Consider the following 21,880-nt stretch of genomic DNA (forward strand, 5'->3'; position numbering starts at 1 on the left):
GCTATGCGAATAATTGTCTACGGCAGTTTACGACGCAAGCAGGGGAACAGTCATTGGATGACCAACGCCCAATGGCTGGGAGAACATGAGTTAGAGGGCTATCAGATTTATAATCTGGGCCATTACCCGGCGGCGATCCCTGGAGAGGGAACGATACATTGTGAGGTGTATCGTATTAACTCATCGATTCTGGCTGAGCTGGATGAGTTGAAAAGCAATACTAGAGACTACAAGCGCCAATTAATTCAAACGCCTTATGGCAGCGCATGGATCTACCTGTATAAGCACAGTGTAGAGGGTTTTCCGCGGATTGAGAGTGGTGATTGGCTAAAGCGTCTCAATAACAAGTAGTAAAAAAACAACACCGCTCATAGAGCGGTGTTGTTTTATCAGAACTGGTGGGAATTACTTCTTCGCGCGTTCGAAAGAGGCGATGATTTCAGCTTTAGCTGCTGCAGCATCTGCCCAACCTTCCACTTTAACCCACTTGCCTTTTTCCAGATCTTTGTAGTGTTCAAAGAAATGAGAGATCTGCGCTTTCAGCAGTTCTGGAAGATCGCTCACGTCTTTTACATGATCGTACTCTTTGCTCAGTTTGCTGTGCGGTACGGCAACCAGTTTTGCATCTTCACCGGCTTCGTCAGTCATTTTCAGTACACCAACCGGGCGGCAACGGATCACTGAACCAGGCTGCAGCGGGTAGGGGGTTGGTACTAGTACGTCAACCGGGTCACCATCCAGTGACAAAGTGTTGTTAATGTAACCATAGTTACACGGGTAGAACATTGCGGTAGACATGAAACGGTCAACGAACAACGCACCCGTTTCTTTATCGATCTCGTATTTGATTGGGTCAGCGTTGGCTGGGATTTCGATAACTACGTAAATGTCTTCCGGCAGGTCTTTGCCTGCGGGGACCAGATTCAAGCTCATGTCGGTTTCCTTTAATCGAACCAGAAATGGGGTGGCGGTCATTATAGTCAAAAGTGCCTTAAAGTACCCCATTTATTCCGAGTATAAACTCGCTCCAGTACGGCATGGTACGCACTTAACTGTCACTTATGCTGTTGAAGGGAGCAGGGTTTGATTGAGGTCTTAGATGGGGTTCCTTAATTTCATGCAAGCGCTGCTGGCGATCAATTAAGTGGGTTCGGCATACCGAACCCCTGTGTTAACGGCATTACTTATCTGGAAAATCTGCAATGAAACGTTCAGCGTCTTCAACCATCGACTTTGTGCCGACAAAGAACGGAGCACGTTGGTGCAGCTCTTCTGGAACAATATCAAGAATACGGTTTTTACCATCACTGGCTTTGCCGCCAGCCTGTTCAGCCAGGAAAGCCATTGGGTTGCACTCATACAGCAGGCGTAATTTACCTTTCGGATGGCTGGCGGTGCTTGGATAAATATAGATACCGCCTTTTAACAGATTGCGATGAAAGTCGGCAACCAGTGAACCAATATAGCGTGAGGTGTAAGGACGATGAGTCGCCTCATCTTGTTCCTGGCAGTATTTAATGTATTTTTTCACCCCGAGCGGAAACTTAATGTAGTTACCTTCGTTGATGGAATACATACAGGCTTTTTCCGGGAAACGAACTTTCTCATGCGAGAGGCAAAACACACCGAGAGAGGGATCGTAGGTAAAAGCATGCACGCCATAACCGGTGGTATATACCAGCATAGTGGAAGAGCCGTAAACGACGTAACCGGCAGCCACCTGAGCACTGCCAGGTTGCAAGAAATCTTCTTTAGTGACGGGAATGCCAACCGGGGTGATACGGCGGTAGATAGAGAAAATCGTTCCGACTGAGACGTTGACGTCAATGTTGGAGGAACCGTCCAATGGGTCCATCAAAACTACGTACTTGCCATTTTCCGCTCGCTCACCGTCGAAAATCACAATATCGTCTTCTTCTTCAGAGGCGATACCTGCAACCTCTCCACGGGCTTTTAAAGCGGCTTTCAGTTTTTCATTAGCGAACAGGTCCAGTTTCATCTGAACTTCGCCTTGCACGTTTGAAATACCGCTGGTCCCCAGAATATCAACCAGCCCCGCTTTGTTGATATCACGGTGGATGATTTTTGCACCCAGCTTTATTGCCGAAAGTAACGCAGTCAACTCGCCAGTGGCGTGCGAAAAGTCGTGCTGTTTCTCGACGATAAATTCGCCTAACGTTTTCATGACACAATCCCTGAATCTACGGATGGAAAGCGGTTTGTTAACATACCGCCAACGTTTTCTTAAGCAGTGTAGCCCAAAGCAACTCCCCATTATAGGCAAATCCATTTCTTCTAACGTACTCTGAGGGCTAGAATAAGCACTAAATCGATGCACTCAAATGAGAAACCTAATGCGCATACATATTCTTGGGATCTGTGGCACCTTTATGGGGGGGCTGGCAATGCTAGCCCGTTCGCTCGGACATGAAGTTACTGGCTCAGATGCCAACGTCTACCCACCAATGAGTACACTGCTGGAAAATCAGGGAATCGATCTGATCCAGGGTTACGATCCCGAGCAATTGGAACCAACACCTGATCTGGTGATTATTGGTAATGCAATGAGCCGTGGTAATCCCTGCGTGGAAGCGGTGCTTGAACGGGGTATACCCTATGTTTCTGGTCCCCAATGGTTGCATGATTATGTACTGCATGATCGTTGGGTACTGGCGGTTGCTGGAACACATGGAAAAACAACGACTGCCGGTATGGTAACCTGGATACTCGAAGCTTGTGGTTATCAGCCAGGGTTTTTGATTGGTGGCGTACCGGGCAATTTTGATGTTTCTGCCCGTCTCGGCAATAGTCCATTTTTTGTTATTGAAGCAGACGAGTACGACTGTGCTTTCTTCGATAAGCGATCAAAATTCGTTCATTACAGTCCGCGCACGCTGATTATGAACAATCTGGAGTTCGACCATGCTGATATTTTTGACGACCTGAAAGCGATCCAGAAACAGTTTCACCATCTGGTGCGCCTGGTGCCGGGCAAAGGAAAGATTATTCTGCCGGAAAACGATGCACATCTTAAGCAGGTGATGGCAATGGGATGTTGGAGTGAACAAGAGTGGATTGGTGACGAAGGGACTTGGCGTGCACAGAAGATGACAGCGGATGCAAGCCATTATGAAGTCTACCTTGACGGTAATAACGTGGGTGAAGTTAATTGGAATCTGGTTGGTGAACACAACATGCATAATGGCTTGATGGCTATCGTGGCCGCACGCCATGTTGGCGTACAACCAGCAGACGCCTGCCGAGCATTGGGTGATTTTATAAACGCTCGTCGTCGCTTGGAGTTACGTGGTGAGGCTCATGGTGTGACGGTATATGATGATTTTGCCCATCATCCTACCGCTATTTTGGCAACGCTGGCTGCGCTGCGTGGAAAGGTTGGGGGGACTGCGCGCATTCTGGCCGTGTTGGAACCCCGTTCAAACACCATGAAAATGGGGATCAGTAAAAACGAATTGGCTCCTTCACTTGGACGAGCTGACGAAGTTTTCTTGTTCCAGCCCCACCATATTCCTTGGCAGGTTACTGAAGTCGCCGACGCATGTGTGCAACCCGCACACTGGAGTGCCGACCTCAATGTGCTAGTAGAAATGATTGTGAAAGTAGCGCAACCGGGCGATCACATTTTGGTTATGAGTAATGGTGGCTTTGGCGGTATTCATGACAAGCTACTCGTCGCCTTGGCTAACAAGGCTGAACCGAAAGAAACGTACTGATTTAATCGCTCATTCAATCCCTGTAATGTGTTCTTTTCAGATACTGGTAGTGGCTCCGCGGAGCAAGTTGGCGAAAAACTTTCAGGGCCCTTGTTTGAACGAGATTTTGTTCAGCTGGACAACCTTTTTGGTGTGTCAGGTCAAGTACCTCGGATAAAAAAGACAGATTGTCATTTACCCCAAGTCCTGGCTTTCTGGTCAGGACTTGGCTGTGGCCCTTGCATGCGGTTAAGGAACATTTTCCGGGGCTTATTTCAAAAGACTGACTGGAGGTTACGTCTTAAATTTTGGCGCAACTTTATGTGCAGGATGAGTGGTTATTTGCAGCATGGCCCTTGTGGAGCATCATCAAAATTTATTGATTCATTTTATAGACTGGAATATTTATCCCAATCCTCCATTTATTTTAAATCCACAAGATTTACTGATTTATACCCAAGACTCTTACTGCCTTGTCCAAGATACTCTGCTCATGCTGCTATCGGCTAATTTTGTCAGCCATTCTTGCAAGTTATTGGCATACTTAATCAAAGCTCCTGCTCAAACAGGGCGAGAATGGCTTCGAAGAGTTGTCGCGCAGTAAATGCACTGGCTGGCGTGACAAAAATGGTATCGTCACCTGCAATCGTACCAAGGATACCCTCTGATTTGCCCAGCGAGTCTAGCAGGCGAGCAATGAGTTGTGCTGCTCCGGGGCTAGTATGGATCACGACCACCGCATCGTTATGGTCGACATCCAGCACGAGATTTTTGAGTGGGCTGGTGGTGGTAGGCACACCAAGTTCGGCTGGAAGACAGTACACCATTTCCATTTTGGCATTACGCGTGCGGACGGCACCAAATTTGGTAAGCATGCGTGATACCTTGGATTGGTTGATATTTTCAAAACCTTCTTCTTGTAGCGCCGAAACGATCTCACCCTGAGAGCTGAACTTTTCCTCTTTCAACAACGCTTTGAACGCTTTGATCAGGTCTTCCTGCTTTGCGTGATTTCGCATTTTGCACCGTGGAATGAATGTTGACAAAGTTGCTCATTATTATGCATATGCATGCATTTTTATGCAACACAGGGTGGTGTTGGACAAATAAATGGCACGGATTGTACGTATAAAAAGCTATATTAACAAAATCACGAATTGACGAATATGCTTTTTAATCAAGTAGGTGGTGCGGTTTTCTAGTAAATAAAATGTTGTTAAAATGATATTGTTCTGATGTTATGTAACGGTGTAATGTAACTTGTCGGTTAACGTGACTGTGAAGAACTTTTTACTGTTTTCGATTAATGTGCGCTATATCGTTAATGCATGAGCTAATTAATCTAGAATGGCAGCGAAATCGGCCATTTTATTGCGCCAGATCTAAAATGGACTGTTAATAGGTTGTTTTTAAAGGTGTGATAAATTAAGGTCCGAATCCATAAATTTCACGGCGCTTTTATATTTGAAATAATAAAGGAGTATAGGATGAAAGTTGCAGTTCTCGGTGCTGCTGGCGGTATTGGCCAAGCCCTCGCTCTTCTACTCAAGACCCAGCTTCCTTCAGGTTCAGAACTCTCCCTCTACGACATTGCTCCTGTTACCCCAGGGGTTGCCGTTGACCTAAGTCATATCCCAACTGCGGTTAAAATCAAAGGGTTCAGCGGAGAAGATGCTACCCCAGCGTTGCACGGTGCAGATGTGGTGTTGATCTCTGCAGGTGTCGCCCGTAAGCCAGGTATGGATCGCTCAGATCTGTTTAACGTAAACGCCGGTATCGTACGTAATCTGATCGAACAGGTGGCTAAAACTTGTCCTAAAGCGTGCATCGGTATCATCACTAACCCTGTAAATACCACCGTTGCTATTGCTGCCGAAGTATTGAAGAAAGCGGGCGTTTACGACAAGAACAAGCTGTTTGGTGTAACCTCACTGGATATCATTCGTTCTAACACCTTCGTGGCCGAGCTAAAAGGCAAACAGCCGGAAGAATTGGATGTGCCAGTCATCGGTGGTCATTCTGGTGTGACGATTCTGCCGTTGCTTTCACAGATACCCGGTGTCAACTTTACTGAGCAGGAAGTGGTCGATTTAACCAAGCGTATCCAGAACGCGGGTACCGAAGTGGTTGAGGCCAAAGCAGGAGGGGGATCAGCAACGTTATCTATGGGGCAGGCGGCCGCGCGTTTCGGTCTGTCCCTGGTTCGTGCGTTGAGTGGTGAAAAGGGTGTGACTGAGTGTGCATATGTTGAAGGGGACGGCAAATATGCTCGCTTCTTCGCTCAGCCACTATTGTTGGGTAAGAATGGTATAGAAGAACGCCAAGATATTGGAACACTCAGTGCCTTTGAACAAAAAGCGCTGAATGCGATGTTGGATGTTTTGCACAACGATATCGAATTAGGCGAAAAATTTATCAATAACTAACACCCTCTTTACAACTAAGTACACATAAGCCGCCGGAATGAATTCCGGCGGCTTTTTTTTCATGATTTTATCCGACTTTTCCGATCCAGAAGATGATGCGTGTGCGGATCAAAATACCTGCTTGGCCAAATCTCTGCCGGATGAACGTCTAGTGCATCTGCAATCAACCACTCTCCTTTAGGCCATGGGCGCGATAGCGCGTTGGCAAGCGTGGACGAACTCAGCCCAGCCCCACGTGAAACGGCTGCCAATGTAGTGCCTCTTTTCTTTAATGCGGCAATGACGTCTGCGGGATGCCAATCTGCGTTCCGTGAATTCATATTTACATTCCTTTTTTTGGTTAGAGAAAGTTCTGTTAGTGGTATAACTAACAAGTCAGAATTAATCGTTTGAACAACATGAAATGCTTATTCAGAAACCAGAATACCATTAAGTTTCTAAAAAATATCTTAAGGTTTCTAGAAAATGCGTACTGCCACACTATTGTCCCGAGATAATGGCTATGAAAAACGAGTGGTTTGCTGCCAAGGAGCTTATAGGCATCGCAGGATTGCCTTCCTCCACACAAGGAATCAACCTAATGGCCCGACGCGAAGGCTGGGTTAGCCGCCGTCGTAAAGGTGTTCAGGGAAAGGCACTGGAATACCATGTTGAAAGCTTGCCTGCTAGCGTTAAAAACCTGTTGGTATTACGAGAAGACCCTGCAGCCTATGAAACTGAACGTCAGGATCCGCTAGCGGTATGGATTGAGTTCTATTACCACCTTTCAGACAGTGAACGGGGGCTATTGATAGCGTATTTGATGCGTGAAGGTGTCAGTAGCTTACTAACCTGGATTGCCGAAAAGAGTAAATAGCATGGTGCTTAACAAAAATTTGCCGCTCTGAGAGCAACGTTTTCATTCTTTATCCGATCCCTACCTTGCTTGAAACGTTGAAAAAAGAGTATCGGGTGTGTTTACAAGGGGAAGGGTAATACTCATACCCGAACATCCAGGGCTTTATGGCAAAAGAAGTTGCAATTATGTTGAAATTGATGAGAAACGAGAAAGAATAGGCCTGCATCGCAGGCTTATTTAAATTTTAAGAAATTATAATTTCTTAAAAGTTACGCTGTACCGCAAGGTGTGCTAATCCTTCCAGTGCAGAACGATAAGTTGACTCAGGTAGTGCTTGCAACGCGGCAATTGCTTTATCTGCTTCCTCTTCCGCACGTTGCCGTGTGTAAGCGAGTGAACCACACTCTTGCATGGCAGCCAGAACCGGTTCCAGAAGATGACGGCCATTTCCCTGCTCAATCGCGGCACGGATCATGGCGGATTGCTCCGTATTGCCGTTATGCATCGCGTGTAACAGTGGTAATGTTGGTTTACCTTCATTCAGATCATCACCGGTATTCTTACCCAAAGTAACGCCATCTGAGCTGTAATCGAGTAGATCATCCACCAACTGGAATGCGGTACCGAGATAGCGTCCATAGTCTTGCAGAGCCTTCTCTTCTACCGAATTGGCCCCTGCCAAGATCGAGGAAGACTGTGCAGCTGCTTCAAACAGGCGGGCAGTCTTACTATAGATAACCCGCATGTAGTTCTCTTCGGTAATGTTTGGATCGTTCACATTCATCAATTGCAGCACTTCACCTTCGGCGATCACATTGACTGCATTGGACATCACCGCCAATATACGAAGCGATTCTAAGCTGGTCATCATCTGAAAAGCGCGAGTGTAAATAAAATCGCCAACTAGCACGCTGGCGGCATTGCCAAACGCTGCGTTGGCTGTTGCTTTGCCTCGACGCATGTCTGACTCATCCACTACATCATCATGCAGCAACGTTGCTGTATGGATGAATTCAATCAGGGCAGCCACGGTAATATGCTTATCACCTTGGTAGTGCAGTGCCCGAGCTGCCAAAACGGCAATCATCGGACGAATGCGCTTACCGCCACCGCTGATAATGTAGTAGCCAAGTTGATTGATGAGCGTGACATCAGAACTTAACTGTTCAAGAATTTTTGCGTTCACGGCCGCCATATCTTGCGCGGTTAACTCAGTAATTTGTTCTAGGTTCATTGTATTTCTTTCGGCTGTGTTTCTCTATTTATCGCGATGAGATCGCGGCTCATATCTCGGTAGATGGCGGTAACTGTCAGTTTGATTGTACTTGAAAAACGGCTCAGATAAACGTCAGGAAAGAAACTGTGTTTTTTTTCTTCTTTTTCATCTTGCATCCCCATTATGCTCTTGTCATGAGCGGGATTATTGCGTAGAATTCGCGCCCTATTGTGAATATTTATAGCGCGCTCTGTACTTAAATAAGTGAGCACGCGGAAAGCGGAGTTTTATATGTACGCGGTTTTCCAAAGTGGTGGTAAACAACACCGAGTAAGCGAAGGTCAAACCGTTCGCTTGGAAAAGCTGGACATCGCAACTGGTGAAGCGGTTGAGTTTGACCAGATTCTGATGATCGCTAATGGCGAAGATATCAAAATCGGCGTTCCTTTCGTCGATGGCGGTAAGATAAAAGCTGAAGTCGTTGCTCACGGTCGTGGCGAAAAGATTAAGATTGTTAAATTTCGTCGCCGTAAGCACTACCGTAAGCAGCAGGGCCACCGTCAGTGGTTCACTGACGTTAAAATCACCGGCATCAGCGCTTAAGTTAGGAGAGCGGATTAATGGCACACAAAAAAGCTGGCGGCTCGACTCGTAACGGTCGCGATTCAGAAGCTAAACGTCTGGGCGTAAAACGCTTTGGCGGCGAAGCAGTATTGGCAGGCAGCATCATCGTCCGTCAGCGCGGAACTAAATTCCACGCAGGTACTAACGTAGGTTGCGGCAAAGACCACACTCTGTTTGCTTTGAAAGACGGTAAAGTCAAATTCGAAGTTAAAGGCCCGAGCAATCGTAAATTTATCAGCATCGAAGCTGAATAATTTTTCGAGCCTTACTAAATAGATATAAGCCCTGCAACTCGTTGCGGGGCTTTTTGCATTCATGCCCTCTCAATGTTCCTGGCTATATACGCTCTTCCCGGTTATGGAGCTGATCCATGCTTCTGAGGATTAGAGACATCTTAGTCCTTGAGGTTTGCTCTGCTTGTATCCGGCGATGTGAGTGCACTGTACAGAGATACTAGCTAAGCGCTTTAATACTGGAGCTAGGATAATCTTAGGCGTTTAGCGAATAATGATGAAGCCATGAAAAGGCCCTCTTTAGCTGGCTTGTTGTACGTTTTTAATACAAGGTGAAATTTGGCCTTTATGCGAGTACAATCCGCCCCTTGTTCACGCCTGTTCTGGTGCGTTCGTGTTTGTGCGAAGTCCCGTATATCACTACGTGTATCACTTTTGTGAAAATGATGCAGGCAAAAGAGAGATAAAATCCATTTTTAACAAATGGATATGCGAAATTGATTATTTACGGAGACGGTAGATGAAGTTTGTAGATGAAGCGACGATCCTGGTCGTTGCAGGGGATGGCGGTAATGGTTGTGTCAGTTTCCGCCGTGAGAAATATATCCCGAACGGGGGACCGGATGGCGGTGATGGCGGTGATGGCGGTGACGTCTATCTGCTGTCAGACGAAAACCTGAATACTCTGATTGATTATCGCTTTGAAAAATCTTTCCGTGCCGAACGTGGTCAGAACGGCCAGAGCCGCGACTGCACAGGTAAACGTGGCAAAGATGTGGTGATTAAGGTGCCAGTTGGTACGCGTGTTAGGGATCAGGGAACGGGTGAGATCCTAGGGGATATGACTCGGAATCAGCAACGCCTATTGGTTGCTAAAGGGGGGTGGCATGGTCTGGGTAACACGCGTTTTAAATCTTCGGTAAACCGTGCTCCGCGTCAGAAAACATTAGGCACCAAAGGTGAGATGCGCGATATCTTGCTAGAACTGTTGCTGTTGGCTGATGTTGGTATGTTGGGCTTACCGAATGCCGGTAAATCGACATTCATTCGTGCAGTATCTGCAGCGAAACCCAAAGTTGCCGACTACCCCTTTACTACCTTGGTACCAAGCCTTGGCGTTGTGCGCATGGACCATGAACAGAGTTTTGTGGTTGCGGACATTCCTGGTTTGATCGAAGGGGCTCACGAAGGCGCTGGTCTGGGAGTGCGCTTCCTGAAACATCTTGAGCGTTGTCGTGTACTGCTGCATTTGGTGGATATCGCACCTATCGATGAATCCGATCCGGTAGAGAATGCCAAGATCATCATCAATGAACTTACTCAATACAGCGAAAATCTCTCTCAGAAGCCACGCTGGCTGGTTTTCAATAAAGTGGACCTGCTGGACGAAGAGGAAGCAGCGGAGCGTGCCAAGGCAATTGTAGAGGGCATGGGGTGGGAAGGTAAGTACTACATGATCTCTGCCGCGAATCGAGAGGGCGTCAATGCGCTGTGTTGGGATGTAATGAATTTCATTAATACCCAACCCAAAGCCATGGCTATTGAAGAGAGTGAGCCGGAAAAAGTTGAGTTCATGTGGGATGATTACCACCGTGAACAAATTGCTGAGGTGGAAGCTGAAGCGAAAGACGATTGGGATGATGACTGGGACGAAGATGACGACGAAGGCGTCGAAATCATCTATCAGAAGTAATTCTGTTCTTGAAAAAGAAGAACCCCTTTGCAGCGGGTTCTTCTTTTTTAGATAGGCTATCACTACACTTGGTCTAGTCGCTGAATACCCGAATATTTAAAGGGCATTATCTTTAGTTATTCTGATAAATATCTTTATAGAGCCGACTTTCGAAGCGTACTAACGGTGCTCGCCGCTGTTTCTGATCTTCAGGTGGAACAGCATATCCAGACAGATATTGGACAAAAGCATACCGTTGACCGCTGGCCGCAGTAATAAAGCCAGCCAGGTTATATACTCCCTGTAGAGCTCCAGTTTTGGCAGACACTTTGCCATCGACCCCGGCTTCGTGAAGGCCACCCCGATAACGCAGAGTGCCGTCATAACCTGACAGGGGAAGCATGGAGATAAAATTGAGTTCGTTGTCGTGCTGAGCGATATATTGTAATGCTTGCATCATCGTGGCAGGAGCTAGCAAGTTATGGCGCGACAGGCCCGAACCATCTGCGACGATACTGTTACCCAAATCCACACCGGCTTGACGCAATACCTGTCGTACCGCATCAGAACCCGCTCGCCAGGTGCCAGGTACGCCAAAACGCTCGTGGCCAATAGTGCGAAATACTGTATCGGCAATCATATTGTCCGACTTCTTAAGCATAATTTTCAGTAGTTCATGCAGCGTAGCAGATTCTGTCTGTGCAATGACGGTTCCCGTTGTTCCAGGAATTGTTTGACGCTTAAGATTGCCACCGATCTGGATCCCTGCCTTGGTCAGTTCATCTTTCAGGATAGCTCCGGCGTAGCTGGCACCGTCCTGGATAGCAAATGCTAACGGTAGAGGCTCACTGCGTTGTGTGAGGCATCCTGTGAGTGTGAAACGGTTTAATTCTCCGGGAATGACATCGAGTTCGCAGTATTGTGCTTCTGCAGAACCCTTGGCTAGCGTTCTCACTTTGCTGAACATGTTGACGGGATAAAAAGAAGCAACACGAATAAACGCCATTTCACCCGGAGTTGGCGCACTGTAGAGTGAAACAGAGAAACAGTTGCGATCTACAATTGCTGCGGCCGGTGGTGCACTGAAACATTGGGTCATGTCGTTCCATGGCCAACCAGGGGCTTTATCGTGGCTGGCAAACACAGAAGTATCTACCAGGACATCTCCAGTGATCTCATTGACTCCTTGTTTCTTAAGAACCGCTACCATATCGCGCAGGCTTTGGCGCTTGAAGGTTGGATCTCCGCTAAAACGCGCGACAAGGTTACCGTGCAACACGCCATCCGTGATGTTGCCATGGCTCTCTAACGTTGTCTTGAATCGATAATCAGGCCCAAGCTGCAATAGTGCTGCCAGTGCAGTGAGAACCTTCTGAGTACTGGCCGGCAACGCCATTTGCTGAGAGTGATAATCTATGGTCGGTGCCGATGCACCAATCTTCTGGACTATCATGGCCAAGTTGGCCCCATCAGGCAAATATTGTGTGTAATCTTCGACCGGGGTCGCATTTGCATTAAGAACAAATACGTAAGCCAAGGCACCTACAATTCGTGAAAAACGCATAATCTCTGGCTAACAGCTGGATAACGTGCTGCCATACTACGGTGTATTAAGGGATAAAGTAAACGATGACCCTTAAGGAACTCTACGCTAAAATGCGTATCAAAATGCAAAATCGACGCTGACTTGGAGGCATTTCCGGGTTAGGCTTCTTTTATTTATCGCTTAGAGACGGGGGCGCGACGCTCACCGTATTTTCATACGAACACGTCAGGATGACGGCTATTTGTACCGGAAAGATTTAGAGGCAGTTAAACGATGAAACAGATACCGATGACTTTGCTTGGCGCAGAACAGTTGCGTGAAGAGCTTGAATATTTGAAAAGCGTGCGTCGCCCAAAAATTATTGCAGATATTGCAGACGCGCGTGAACATGGCGATCTGAAAGAGAATGCCGAATACCATGCAGCTAGGGAGCAGCAGGGCTTTTGTGAAGGGCGTATTCAGGAAATAGAGGCCAAGCTGTCTAATGCGCAGGTGATCGATATCACTAAAATGCCAAATACTGGCCGCGTGATTTTTGGTGCTACCGTCTCGGTCATGAACTTGGAGACCGAAGATGAGGTAACGTACCGTATTGTCGGTGATGATGAAGCTGATTTTAAAAAAAATCTTATTTCTGTTAACTCCCCGATGGCACGTGGTCTGATTGGCAAAGAGCAGGATGATGTAGCAATCATCAAAACGCCAGGTGGTGATGTAGAATATGAAATCCTGAAGGTGGAATATCTTTAATTCTAAACGTGATGGTTAGATATTCGGCAGAGTTTTGTAAAGAAAAGAAAAAGGCCGCTTGCGGCCTTTTATCTGGTGTCGGTGCATGGCACCTTTCGCCATACTTGTCATATTTCGACGCGCAGGTGTGTTGACTACACTCGCTCACCCCCGTTCACATAGTCACCTATGCTTCTGGGGATTCACGAGCTTGTTGCCTTCCTGCAACTCGAATTATTTAGGGTGAAAGTTGGCTTTTGATTAGCGCGGTAAAGTGATCTTGCGTTCTTTAGACGGGCGGTAAAGGATGACTGTACTGCCTATCACTTGTACATTACAGGCACTTGTTTCACGTACAATAGCGTCGGCTATCAGGGTTTTGGTCTCGCGATCTTCAGCAGCGATTTTTACTTTGATTAGCTCATGATGCTCTAGAGCCTGCTCGATTTCAGCCAGCACCCCTTCGGTGAGGCCGTTATTACCCAGCATGACAACCGGTTTCAACGGATGTGCCAAGCTTTTCAGGTGTTGTTTTTGTTTATTATTCAGATTCATTGTCTTTTTTGCTTAAGTTGGGATTGAAAACGGTACATTCTACCGCCATCTCATGTGTATCACCAAATCGGTCTGCACCGAATGGAGTCTACGTGAGTAGCACATCTGGTTTACCTTATGGGTTTCAAGTCGCAACCGTGTCAACTATCCTCTGGCGCTTGACTCCTGTCAGTGATTGGGGATAGTGGTCAATCCGTCGGTAACAGATCTTTTAAGCTACTTGCTGCAGCCCAGAAGAAGCGGGAGCACGGTTCGGCCACCTAATGCGGCCAATAACCTGCAGCTCGAAAGAAAGCGGGCATAAGGCTCTTTTTAGGATAGTTGGAAAACGAGATGGCAAATAAAAAGCGTTCGGCCAGTTCCAGTCGCTGGCTACAAGAACACTTTAGCGATAAATATGTGCAACAGGCGCAGAAAAAAGGGCTGCGTTCTCGAGCCTGGTTTAAACTTGATGAAATACAGCAAAGTGACAAGCTGTTTAGGCCCGGAATGACCGTCGTTGATTTGGGGGCAGCACCGGGCGGTTGGTCACAATATGTGGTAACACAGATTGGTAGTAACGGGCGTATCATTGCCTGTGATATTTTGCCTATGGATCCAATTGTTGGCGTCGATTTCCTTCAGGGCGATTTTCGTGATGAACTGGTTCTTAAAGCACTGTTGGAACGTGTAGGTGAAAGTAAAGTTCAGGTAGTCATGTCTGACATGGCCCCTAACATGAGTGGCACCCCGGCAGTCGATATTCCGAGATCGATGTATCTGGTAGAGTTAGCACTGGAAATGTGTCGTGATGTTCTCGCACCAGGCGGTAGTTTTCTGGTAAAGGTGTTCCAGGGAGATGGTTTTGACGAGTACCTACGGGAAATTCGCTCCCTGTTTACGAAGGTTAAGATTCGTAAGCCTGACGCTTCCCGCGCACGTTCGCGCGAAGTGTACATTGTAGCGACGGGGCGGAAACTGTAGTACCCTAACGCTGTTTGTTAACACAGTTGTAATATGAGGTTAATCCCTTGAGTGACATGGCGAAAAACCTAATTCTCTGGTTAGTCATCGCGGTAGTGTTGATGTCTGTATTCCAGAGCTTTGGGCCCAGCGAGTCTAATGGCCGTAGGGTGGATTATACTACCTTCATGTCCGAACTGACCCAAGATCAGATTCGTGAAACGCGCATTAATGGGCGTGAAATTAACGTTATACGTAAAGACAGCAACAAGTACACGACCTACATCCCGGTCAACGATCCGAAGTTGCTTGATACGTTGTTGACCAAGAATGTCAAAGTTGTCGGTGAACCACCGGAAGAACCGAGTTTGCTGGCTTCCATCTTTATTTCCTGGTTCCCAATGCTGTTGCTGATTGGTGTCTGGATATTCTTTATGCGTCAAATGCAGGGAGGCGGTGGCAAAGGTGCAATGTCCTTTGGCAAAAGCAAAGCCCGTATGCTGACAGAAGACCAGATTAAAACCACTTTTGCCGATGTTGCTGGTTGTGATGAAGCAAAAGAAGAAGTGAGCGAACTGGTGGATTATCTGCGTGAGCCAAGCAGATTCCAGAAACTGGGCGGTAAGATCCCCAAAGGGGTGCTGATGGTTGGCCCGCCAGGTACTGGTAAGACACTGTTAGCAAAAGCGATTGCCGGCGAAGCCAAAGTGCCATTTTTCACCATTTCAGGTTCTGATTTTGTTGAAATGTTCGTAGGTGTCGGTGCGTCCCGCGTACGTGACATGTTTGAACAAGCAAAGAAAGCCGCTCCATGCATTATCTTCATCGATGAAATCGATGCCGTAGGGCGTCAACGTGGTGCGGGTCTTGGCGGTGGTCACGATGAGCGTGAGCAGACGCTAAACCAGATGCTGGTTGAAATGGATGGTTTTGAAGGCAACGAAGGTATCATCGTTATTGCTGCAACTAACCGTCCTGATGTTCTTGATCCTGCATTGTTGCGTCCAGGCCGTTTCGACCGTCAGGTTGTTGTAGGCCTGCCTGATGTACGTGGCCGTGAGCAGATCCTCAAAGTGCACATGCGTCGTGTGCCGTTGGCGACAGATATTGACGCCTCTGTGATTGCGCGTGGTACACCAGGGTTTTCTGGTGCTGACTTGGCAAACTTGGTTAATGAAGCCGCATTGTTCGCTGCGCGTGGCAACAAACGGGTTGTGTCAATGGTCGAGTTTGAAAAGGCTAAAGACAAAATCATGATGGGGGCAGAACGTCGCTCCATGGTGATGACCGAAGCGCAGAAAGAGTCGACTGCTTATCACGAAGCGGGTCACGCTATTATTGGCCGTTTGGTTCCTGAGCACGATCCTGTGCACAAAGTTACGATTATTCCTCGTGGCCGTGCGCTGGGTGTGACCTTCTTCTTACCTGAAGGGGATGCGATAAGTGCTAGCCGTCAGAAGTTGGAAAGCCAAATTTCCACTCTTTACGGTGGCCGTCTGGCTGAAGAGATTATTTACGGTCCAGAGAAGGTTTCTACCGGTGCGTCGAACGACATAAAAGTGGCTACCTCGATCGCCCGCAACATGGTTACCCAGTGGGGGTTCTCTGAGAAATTGGGACCATTGTTGTATGCAGAGGAAGAGGGAGAGGTTTTCCTAGGCCGCTCAGTAGCCAAGGCGAAACATATGTCTGACGAAACGGCACGTATTATTGACCAGGAAGTAAAATCTCTGATCGAGCGTAACTACACCCGTGCACGTACGTTGTTGATGGAAAATATGGACATCCTTCATTCAATGAAAGATGCCTTGATGAAATATGAAACTATCGACGCCCCCCAGATCGATGATCTGATGAACCGTAAAGATGTGCGTCCTCCAGCAGGTTGGGACGACGCTACGAAAAGTAACAATTCCGACAACGGTGGTACACCAAAAGCTCCGTCGTCGGTCGATGAGCCGAGTGCCCCGAATACAGGTAACACTGTTTCAGAACAACTCGACAAGTAGTATCTATTGTGTAATAAGATGAAACCCCGGCCAGTCCGGGGTTTTTTGGTTCATAAAGATATAAAACGGGAAATATTAAGGTCAATTAATCATGCAGTTAACCGTGCGCGACACGATCCTTGATCTCAACCATCCTCAGGTTATGGGGATACTTAACGTCACTCCAGACTCATTCTCAGATGGTGGAAAGCATAATTCGTTGAATGATGCCCTGCTACATGCCCACGCGCTGATTTCTGCCGGAGCGACAATGATTGATGTTGGGGGCGAGTCCACGCGTCCTGGTGCTGCTGATGTAAGTGAAGAGGAAGAGATAGCGCGTGTCGTGCCTGTAGTCGAAGCGCTGGCACAGCGTTTTGAAATTTTTATCTCGGTCGATACCTCTAAAGCGGCTGTGATTCGCGCATCTGCCAGTGTGGGCGCGCATATGATTAATGATGTTCGCTCTTTGCAGGAACCTGGCGCGTTGCAAGCTGCAGCGGAAAGTGGGTTACCAGTTTGCCTGATGCATATGCAAGGTGAGCCACGCACAATGCAACAGGCACCGCACTATGACGACTTGATTGGTGACGTAAATGCGTTTTTCGAGCACCATATTGAGCGCTGTATGTCAGTGGGAATAGAAAAACATAAATTGTTGCTCGACCCAGGCTTCGGTTTCGGTAAGAATTTAACGCATAATTACCAACTTCTAGCTAGGTTGGGAGAATTCAACCACTTCGATTTGCCACTTTTAGTCGGCATGTCGCGCAAGTCGATGATTGGCCAGTTGTTGAATGTGCCCCCTGAACAACGGGTTATTGGTAGTGTTGCCTGTGCAGTGATTGCTGTGATGCAGGGGGCGAGGATAGTCAGAGTGCATGATGTTAAAGAAACTGTCGAGGCGATCCGAGTCGTCGAGGCAACACTTTCAGCTAGGGGATAGTAGACACATGAGTGAGCGCAAATACTTTGGTACCGATGGCATACGTGGCAAAGTCGGTGACAGTCCAATAACTCCAGAATTTGTGCTTAAGCTTGGTTGGGCGGCTGGCAAAGTACTGGCGCGCCACGGTTCCCGCAAAATTATTATCGGCAAAGATACTCGCATCTCCGGTTATATGTTGGAGTCCGCATTGGAAGCTGGACTTGCCGCAGCAGGGCTTTCTGCATCGTTTACCGGGCCTATGCCAACGCCAGCAGTGGCATATCTGACGCGTACTTTCCGTGCAGAGGCAGGGATCGTTATTTCAGCGTCACATAACCCATTCTACGATAACGGGATCAAATTCTTCTCCATCGATGGTGCCAAGTTACCCGATGATGTTGAGGAAGCCATCGAGGCAGAAATGGAAAAGCCTCTGACCTGTGTTGAGTCAGCCGAATTAGGGAAAGCCAGCCGTATTGTTGATGCTGCCGGGCGCTATATCGAATTTTGTAAAGGGACGTTTCCAAGTGAACTGAGCCTGAACGGCTTGAAGATTGTGGTGGATTGTGCCAATGGTGCAACCTATCACATAGCCCCTAGCGTACTTAGGGAGCTAGGGGCAACGGTGATTGCCATCGGTTGTGAACCAGATGGTATGAATATCAACGAGAAATGCGGTGCAACTGACGTTCGTCAATTGCAGGAGCGTGTGCTGGAAGAACAAGCTCACGTTGGCCTTGCATTTGATGGCGATGGCGATCGCTTAATGATGGTTGATCATCTCGGTAATCAAGTCGATGGTGATCAGATCCTTTATATTATTGCCCGTGAAGGTTTGCGTCAGGGGCAACTGCGTGGAGGGGCTGTCGGTACATTGATGAGTAATATGGGCCTTGAACTTGCGCTAAAGCAACTCGGTATTCCGTTTGCTCGTGCAAAGGTAGGTGACCGCTATGTGCTGGAAAAATTGCAGGAGCTAGGATGGCGCATTGGGGCCGAAAATTCTGGTCATGTGATCTTGCTGGATAAAACTACCACGGGTGATGGCATTGTTGCAGGCCTACAGGTTTTGACTGCCATGGTGCGAAATGATATGAGTCTACACGACCTGTGCAGCGGTATGAAATTACTCCCACAAATCTTGGTGAACGTGCGTTTTGCAGGTGAAGATAACCCATTGGAGTCAGACGCCGTGCTGAAAGTCACCGAGCAGGTAGAAACTGAACTGGCGGGGCGTGGCCGTGTATTATTGCGTAAATCGGGGACTGAACCGTTGATCCGTGTGATGGTCGAAGGCGAGGATGAGCAGCAAGTTACAGCATTGGCGCACCGTATTGCTGATGCCGTTAAATTGGCAGGCTAATTACCTGTTTTCATGCAGACACAGTAACCTGTGTCTGCATAAGTGACAGATTATCCCCATTTTTGATGTTTTTTTCCGCAAACGCGTCGGCGACTGCAAATTGGTCTTGCACCCTCAGGCGGCTTTGGTTAATATTCAAACCCGCTTCAGTAGGCTGTTTTAACCGCATGCAGCGCTTGCTTAAGGTTAAAAAATAGCAAACACTCTGAAGTGAGAAGCATTTGGCACGCGGGAAACCCGCAAGGATAGAGGTACAACTATGTACGAAGCTCTTCTAGTAATTTTCTTGCTGATCTCTATCGGGCTTGTTGCTTTGATTATGATACAGCAGGGTAAAGGCGCTGACATGGGAGCCTCATTCGGAGCAGGTGCTTCTGGCACGTTATTCGGTTCTACCGGTTCGGGCAACTTTATGACTCGAATGACTGCCGTTCTGGCAACGTTGTTCTTCGTCATTAGCCTGATTCTCGGCAATCTGAGCAGCAAGCAAAGCAAGAATGGCAGCGAGTGGGAAAATTTAGGTCAGCCAGTGAAAACTGAGAAGATCACTGCGCCGTCGGCACAGGCTAAACCTAGCAGTGACATCCCACAGTAAGCGGTAAAAAGTTTGAAGTCGAATGTTGATGATATATCACAAGATCCGATAGTAGTGAGAATCAGTACCGAGGTGGTGGAATTGGTAGACACGCTACCTTGAGGTGGTAGTGCCCTAATGGGCTTGTGGGTTCGAGTCCCATCCTCGGTACCAAATCCCAGAGATAACTTGCTTTTTTGCGATTATCGGCGTAGTATTTGCCACGTTTTCGGACGCGGGGTGGAGCAGCTTGGTAGCTCGTCGGGCTCATAACCCGAAGGTCGTCGGTTCAAATCCGGCCCCCGCAACCACTTTCATGTAAGTGTTTATTTTCAAATACACTATTCGATTAAAATCCTATTTTCTCGAACAACATTTGAAAATGACACTTGTACAGAAAGTTGTACCGAAGCCGCTTTGCGGCAAACAGGGTCCAGTTGCACAAAGCCCCGAATTTTCGGGGTTTTTTGTTATTTGGCAACAGAATCACTGGGCTATTAAGCCCTTTTTTTATGTCTTGGGGGTGGGCTTGTCCACATTAGAGCAAAAGTTAACAGAGATGCTTTCCGCACCGGTAGAGGCGTTGGGCTTTGAGCTCGTAGGCATCGAATTTATTCGGGCGCGCCAATCAACACTACGCATCTATATTGATAGTGACAACGGAATTAATGTTGATGATTGCGCTGATGTCAGCCACCAAGTCAGCGCCGTATTGGACGTTGAAGATCCCATTACTGTTGCTTACAACTTGGAAGTCTCCTCTCCTGGCCTTGATCGTCCTATGTTCACTGCAGAACACTACCAGCGTTTTATCGGTGAAGAAGTTAGCGTTGTTTTGCGAATGGCGATACAAAACCGCCGTAAGTGGCAGGGCACCATCAAGTCTGTCGAAGGCGAGATGATCACGGTTACTGTGGAAGGGAAAGATGAAGTGTTCGCGCTGAGTAACATTCAGAAAGCGAACCTGGTACCCCACTTTTAAAGTTTGTATGAGGCAACTAGGATGAACAAAGAGATTCTGGCTGTTGTTGAAGCTGTTTCCAATGAAAAATCCCTTCCGCGTGAAAAGATTTTCGAAGCCCTGGAAACCGCATTAGCCACAGCAACCAAGAAGAAATATGAGCAGGAAATCGATGTGCGTGTCAGTATTGACCGCAAAACTGGCGATTTCGATACCTTCCGCCGTTGGGTTGCCGTTGATGAGGTGACTCAGCCAACGCGTGAAATTACGCTAGAGGCTGCACAATATGACGATCCGTCCGTTGAACTGGGCGGTTATATTGAAGATCAGATCGAGTCCGTGACCTTTGATCGTATCACCACACAAACAGCCAAGCAGGTTATTGTACAAAAAGTGCGTGAAGCCGAGCGTGCTATGGTGGTTGATGCTTTCCGCCAACACGAAGGTGAAATTGTCACCGGCGTAGTAAAAAAAGTAACTCGTGACAGTATTTCGCTGGATTTGGGGAGTAATGCTGAAGCTGTCATTGGTCGTGAAGACATGCTGCCGCGTGAGAATTTCCGCCCTGGTGACCGTATTCGTGGCGTGCTCTATGCTGTGCGTCCTGAAGCACGTGGTGTGCAACTATTTGTTAGCCGCTCCAGCCCGGATATGCTCAAAGAGTTGTTCCGTATTGAAGTGCCGGAAATTGGCGAAGAAGTGATTGAAATTAAAGCCGCTGCTCGTGATCCTGGTTCCCGTGCCAAGATTGCTGTGAAGACTAACGATAAGCGTATCGACCCGGTCGGTGCTTGTGTTGGTATGCGCGGTGCTCGTGTCCAGGCCGTTTCGAGTGAGCTTGGCGGAGAACGTATTGATATCATCCTGTGGGATGATAATCCTGCACAGTTCGTCATTAACGCCATGGCCCCGGCAGATGTTGCCTCGATTGTGGTTGATGAAGACAGATGCACCATGGACATTGCCGTTGAAGCCAGCAATCTGGCACAGGCGATCGGCCGTAATGGCCAAAACGTGCGCTTAGCCTCCCAGCTTTTGAAACAGCATCGTGATGATGATCGCTGGGAACTGAACGTGATGACGGCGGACGATCTGCAGGCCAAGCATCAGGCCGAGGCTCATGCCGCCATTGATACCTTCACCAAGTATCTTGATATTGACGAAGATTTCGCCACTGTCTTGGTCGAAGAAGGTTTCTCAACGCTGGAAGAGTTGGCCTATGTGCCAATCAAAGAGTTGTTGGAAATCGACGGACTGGATGAAGATACGGTTGAAGCGTTGCGCGATCGTGCCAAAGCTGCATTGACCACGCTGGCCCTGGCTCAGGAAGAAAGCCTGGGCGATCAAAAACCTGCTGATGATTTGCTTAACCTTCCGGGGCTTGAGCGTAGCATGGCATTTAAACTGGCTGCGCGTGGGGTTTGTACGCTGGAAGAGCTTGCCGAGCAGGGTGTTGACGATCTTGCTGATATTGAAGGGCTTAGTGATGAACAGGCCGGCGAGCTGATTATGGCCGCACGTAATATCTGTTGGTTTGGCAACAACGCGTAATAAACTGTAGCAGGAAGGAAC

The 21,880-nt window shown here is 47.8% G+C and carries 23 protein-coding genes and 2 tRNA genes; 17 read left to right on the forward strand and 8 right to left on the reverse strand.

The window, feature by feature from the left end:
• The first annotated feature begins 3 nt into the window (after nucleotides 1-3).
• Entirely contained in the window at nucleotides 4-351 is a 348-nt protein-coding gene (locus OK023_RS00855; protein ID WP_317694305.1) for a gamma-glutamylcyclotransferase, read from the forward strand.
• A gap of 54 nt (nucleotides 352-405) precedes the next feature.
• Here the strand turns inward: OK023_RS00855 and ppa are convergent, their stop codons facing one another.
• Entirely contained in the window at nucleotides 406-933 is a 528-nt protein-coding gene (gene ppa / locus OK023_RS00860) for an inorganic diphosphatase (RefSeq protein WP_317694306.1), read from the reverse strand.
• A 247-nt stretch (nucleotides 934-1,180) separates the two neighbouring features.
• Nucleotides 1,181-2,185, reverse strand: coding sequence for a class 1 fructose-bisphosphatase (fbp, locus tag OK023_RS00865; RefSeq protein WP_317694307.1), 1,005 nt, complete (start codon nucleotides 2,183-2,185; stop codon nucleotides 1,181-1,183).
• Nucleotides 2,186-2,354: 169 nt separating this feature from the next.
• Here fbp and mpl point away from each other — a divergent pair, with 169 nt between their 5' ends.
• The gene (gene mpl / locus OK023_RS00870) at nucleotides 2,355-3,734 is read left to right on the forward strand and encodes a UDP-N-acetylmuramate:L-alanyl-gamma-D-glutamyl-meso-diaminopimelate ligase (RefSeq protein ID WP_317694308.1); all 1,380 of its coding nucleotides are present in this window, start codon (nucleotides 2,355-2,357) and stop codon (nucleotides 3,732-3,734) included.
• A gap of 527 nt (nucleotides 3,735-4,261) precedes the next feature.
• On the opposite strand, the gene argR is transcribed toward mpl, so the two are convergent.
• Complete coding sequence (argR, locus tag OK023_RS00875) at nucleotides 4,262-4,732, reverse strand: transcriptional regulator ArgR (RefSeq protein ID WP_317694309.1); 471 nt, start codon at nucleotides 4,730-4,732, stop codon at nucleotides 4,262-4,264.
• A gap of 468 nt (nucleotides 4,733-5,200) precedes the next feature.
• Between argR and mdh the strand changes: the two genes are divergently transcribed.
• Nucleotides 5,201-6,139 (forward strand): malate dehydrogenase, encoded by a 939-nt coding sequence (gene mdh, locus OK023_RS00880; protein WP_317694310.1) that lies wholly within the window; start codon nucleotides 5,201-5,203, stop codon nucleotides 6,137-6,139.
• A 59-nt stretch (nucleotides 6,140-6,198) separates the two neighbouring features.
• Here the strand turns inward: mdh and OK023_RS00885 are convergent, their stop codons facing one another.
• A complete protein-coding gene (locus tag OK023_RS00885; protein ID WP_317694311.1) occupies nucleotides 6,199-6,459 on the reverse strand; it encodes a helix-turn-helix transcriptional regulator in 261 nt (86 codons plus the stop codon).
• A gap of 182 nt (nucleotides 6,460-6,641) precedes the next feature.
• Between OK023_RS00885 and OK023_RS00890 the strand changes: the two genes are divergently transcribed.
• Nucleotides 6,642-6,995: a DNA-binding protein gene (locus OK023_RS00890; RefSeq protein ID WP_317694313.1), complete on the forward strand. Its 354-nt coding sequence runs from the start codon at nucleotides 6,642-6,644 to the stop codon at nucleotides 6,993-6,995.
• Nucleotides 6,996-7,239: 244 nt separating this feature from the next.
• On the opposite strand, the gene ispB is transcribed toward OK023_RS00890, so the two are convergent.
• Nucleotides 7,240-8,211 (reverse strand): octaprenyl diphosphate synthase, encoded by a 972-nt coding sequence (ispB, locus tag OK023_RS00895; RefSeq protein ID WP_317694314.1) that lies wholly within the window; start codon nucleotides 8,209-8,211, stop codon nucleotides 7,240-7,242.
• Complete coding sequence (locus OK023_RS00900; protein WP_317694315.1) at nucleotides 8,208-8,369, reverse strand: hypothetical protein; 162 nt, start codon at nucleotides 8,367-8,369, stop codon at nucleotides 8,208-8,210. The genes ispB and OK023_RS00900 overlap by 4 nt, the downstream gene beginning before the upstream one ends.
• Nucleotides 8,370-8,484: 115 nt before the next feature.
• On the opposite strand from OK023_RS00900, the gene rplU reads away from it, so the two are divergent.
• From rplU to cgtA, 3 genes are all read left to right on the forward strand, one after another.
• Nucleotides 8,485-8,796, forward strand: coding sequence for a 50S ribosomal protein L21 (gene rplU, locus OK023_RS00905; RefSeq protein WP_004955927.1), 312 nt, complete (start codon nucleotides 8,485-8,487; stop codon nucleotides 8,794-8,796).
• Nucleotides 8,797-8,813: 17 nt separating this feature from the next.
• Entirely contained in the window at nucleotides 8,814-9,071 is a 258-nt protein-coding gene (gene rpmA, locus OK023_RS00910) for a 50S ribosomal protein L27 (RefSeq protein WP_004933559.1), read from the forward strand.
• A 499-nt stretch (nucleotides 9,072-9,570) separates the two neighbouring features.
• Nucleotides 9,571-10,743 carry an Obg family GTPase CgtA gene (gene cgtA / locus OK023_RS00915; protein ID WP_317694316.1) on the forward strand — a complete coding sequence of 391 codons (1,173 nt, stop codon included), beginning with the start codon at nucleotides 9,571-9,573 and terminating at the stop codon, nucleotides 10,741-10,743.
• Nucleotides 10,744-10,855: 112 nt separating this feature from the next.
• Here cgtA and dacB read toward each other — a convergent pair whose 3' ends face one another.
• Nucleotides 10,856-12,286, reverse strand: a complete 1,431-nt coding sequence (dacB, locus tag OK023_RS00920) for a serine-type D-Ala-D-Ala carboxypeptidase (RefSeq protein WP_317694317.1) — start codon at nucleotides 12,284-12,286, stop codon at nucleotides 10,856-10,858.
• A gap of 255 nt (nucleotides 12,287-12,541) precedes the next feature.
• Between dacB and greA the strand changes: the two genes are divergently transcribed.
• Nucleotides 12,542-13,018 carry a transcription elongation factor GreA gene (greA, locus tag OK023_RS00925; protein WP_317694318.1) on the forward strand — a complete coding sequence of 159 codons (477 nt, stop codon included), beginning with the start codon at nucleotides 12,542-12,544 and terminating at the stop codon, nucleotides 13,016-13,018.
• Nucleotides 13,019-13,258: 240 nt separating this feature from the next.
• Here greA and yhbY read toward each other — a convergent pair whose 3' ends face one another.
• The gene (gene yhbY, locus OK023_RS00930; RefSeq protein ID WP_317694319.1) at nucleotides 13,259-13,552 is read right to left on the reverse strand and encodes a ribosome assembly RNA-binding protein YhbY; all 294 of its coding nucleotides are present in this window, start codon (nucleotides 13,550-13,552) and stop codon (nucleotides 13,259-13,261) included.
• A 333-nt stretch (nucleotides 13,553-13,885) separates the two neighbouring features.
• Here yhbY and rlmE point away from each other — a divergent pair, with 333 nt between their 5' ends.
• From rlmE to nusA, 9 genes are all read left to right on the forward strand, one after another.
• The gene (rlmE, locus tag OK023_RS00935) at nucleotides 13,886-14,515 is read left to right on the forward strand and encodes a 23S rRNA (uridine(2552)-2'-O)-methyltransferase RlmE (protein ID WP_317694320.1); all 630 of its coding nucleotides are present in this window, start codon (nucleotides 13,886-13,888) and stop codon (nucleotides 14,513-14,515) included.
• Between the two features lie 56 nt (nucleotides 14,516-14,571).
• Nucleotides 14,572-16,503 (forward strand): ATP-dependent zinc metalloprotease FtsH, encoded by a 1,932-nt coding sequence (gene ftsH / locus OK023_RS00940; RefSeq protein ID WP_317694321.1) that lies wholly within the window; start codon nucleotides 14,572-14,574, stop codon nucleotides 16,501-16,503.
• A gap of 91 nt (nucleotides 16,504-16,594) precedes the next feature.
• Nucleotides 16,595-17,428 carry a dihydropteroate synthase gene (gene folP / locus OK023_RS00945; protein WP_317694323.1) on the forward strand — a complete coding sequence of 278 codons (834 nt, stop codon included), beginning with the start codon at nucleotides 16,595-16,597 and terminating at the stop codon, nucleotides 17,426-17,428.
• 7 nt (nucleotides 17,429-17,435) lie between these two features.
• Nucleotides 17,436-18,773, forward strand: coding sequence for a phosphoglucosamine mutase (gene glmM, locus OK023_RS00950; protein WP_317694324.1), 1,338 nt, complete (start codon nucleotides 17,436-17,438; stop codon nucleotides 18,771-18,773).
• Between the two features lie 259 nt (nucleotides 18,774-19,032).
• Nucleotides 19,033-19,368, forward strand: a complete 336-nt coding sequence (gene secG, locus OK023_RS00955) for a preprotein translocase subunit SecG (protein WP_317694326.1) — start codon at nucleotides 19,033-19,035, stop codon at nucleotides 19,366-19,368.
• Between the two features lie 66 nt (nucleotides 19,369-19,434).
• Nucleotides 19,435-19,521, forward strand: a tRNA-Leu gene (locus OK023_RS00960).
• 60 nt (nucleotides 19,522-19,581) lie between these two features.
• Nucleotides 19,582-19,658, forward strand: a tRNA-Met gene (locus tag OK023_RS00965).
• A gap of 218 nt (nucleotides 19,659-19,876) precedes the next feature.
• Entirely contained in the window at nucleotides 19,877-20,329 is a 453-nt protein-coding gene (gene rimP, locus OK023_RS00970) for a ribosome maturation factor RimP (protein WP_317694327.1), read from the forward strand.
• A 21-nt stretch (nucleotides 20,330-20,350) separates the two neighbouring features.
• The gene (nusA, locus tag OK023_RS00975; RefSeq protein ID WP_317694328.1) at nucleotides 20,351-21,859 is read left to right on the forward strand and encodes a transcription termination factor NusA; all 1,509 of its coding nucleotides are present in this window, start codon (nucleotides 20,351-20,353) and stop codon (nucleotides 21,857-21,859) included.
• The last annotated feature ends 21 nt before the right edge of the window (nucleotides 21,860-21,880 follow it).

Origin of the sequence: Serratia sp. UGAL515B_01 (assembly GCF_033095805.1) — a bacterium.
Classification (GTDB): Bacteria; Pseudomonadota; Gammaproteobacteria; order Enterobacterales; family Enterobacteriaceae; genus Chania.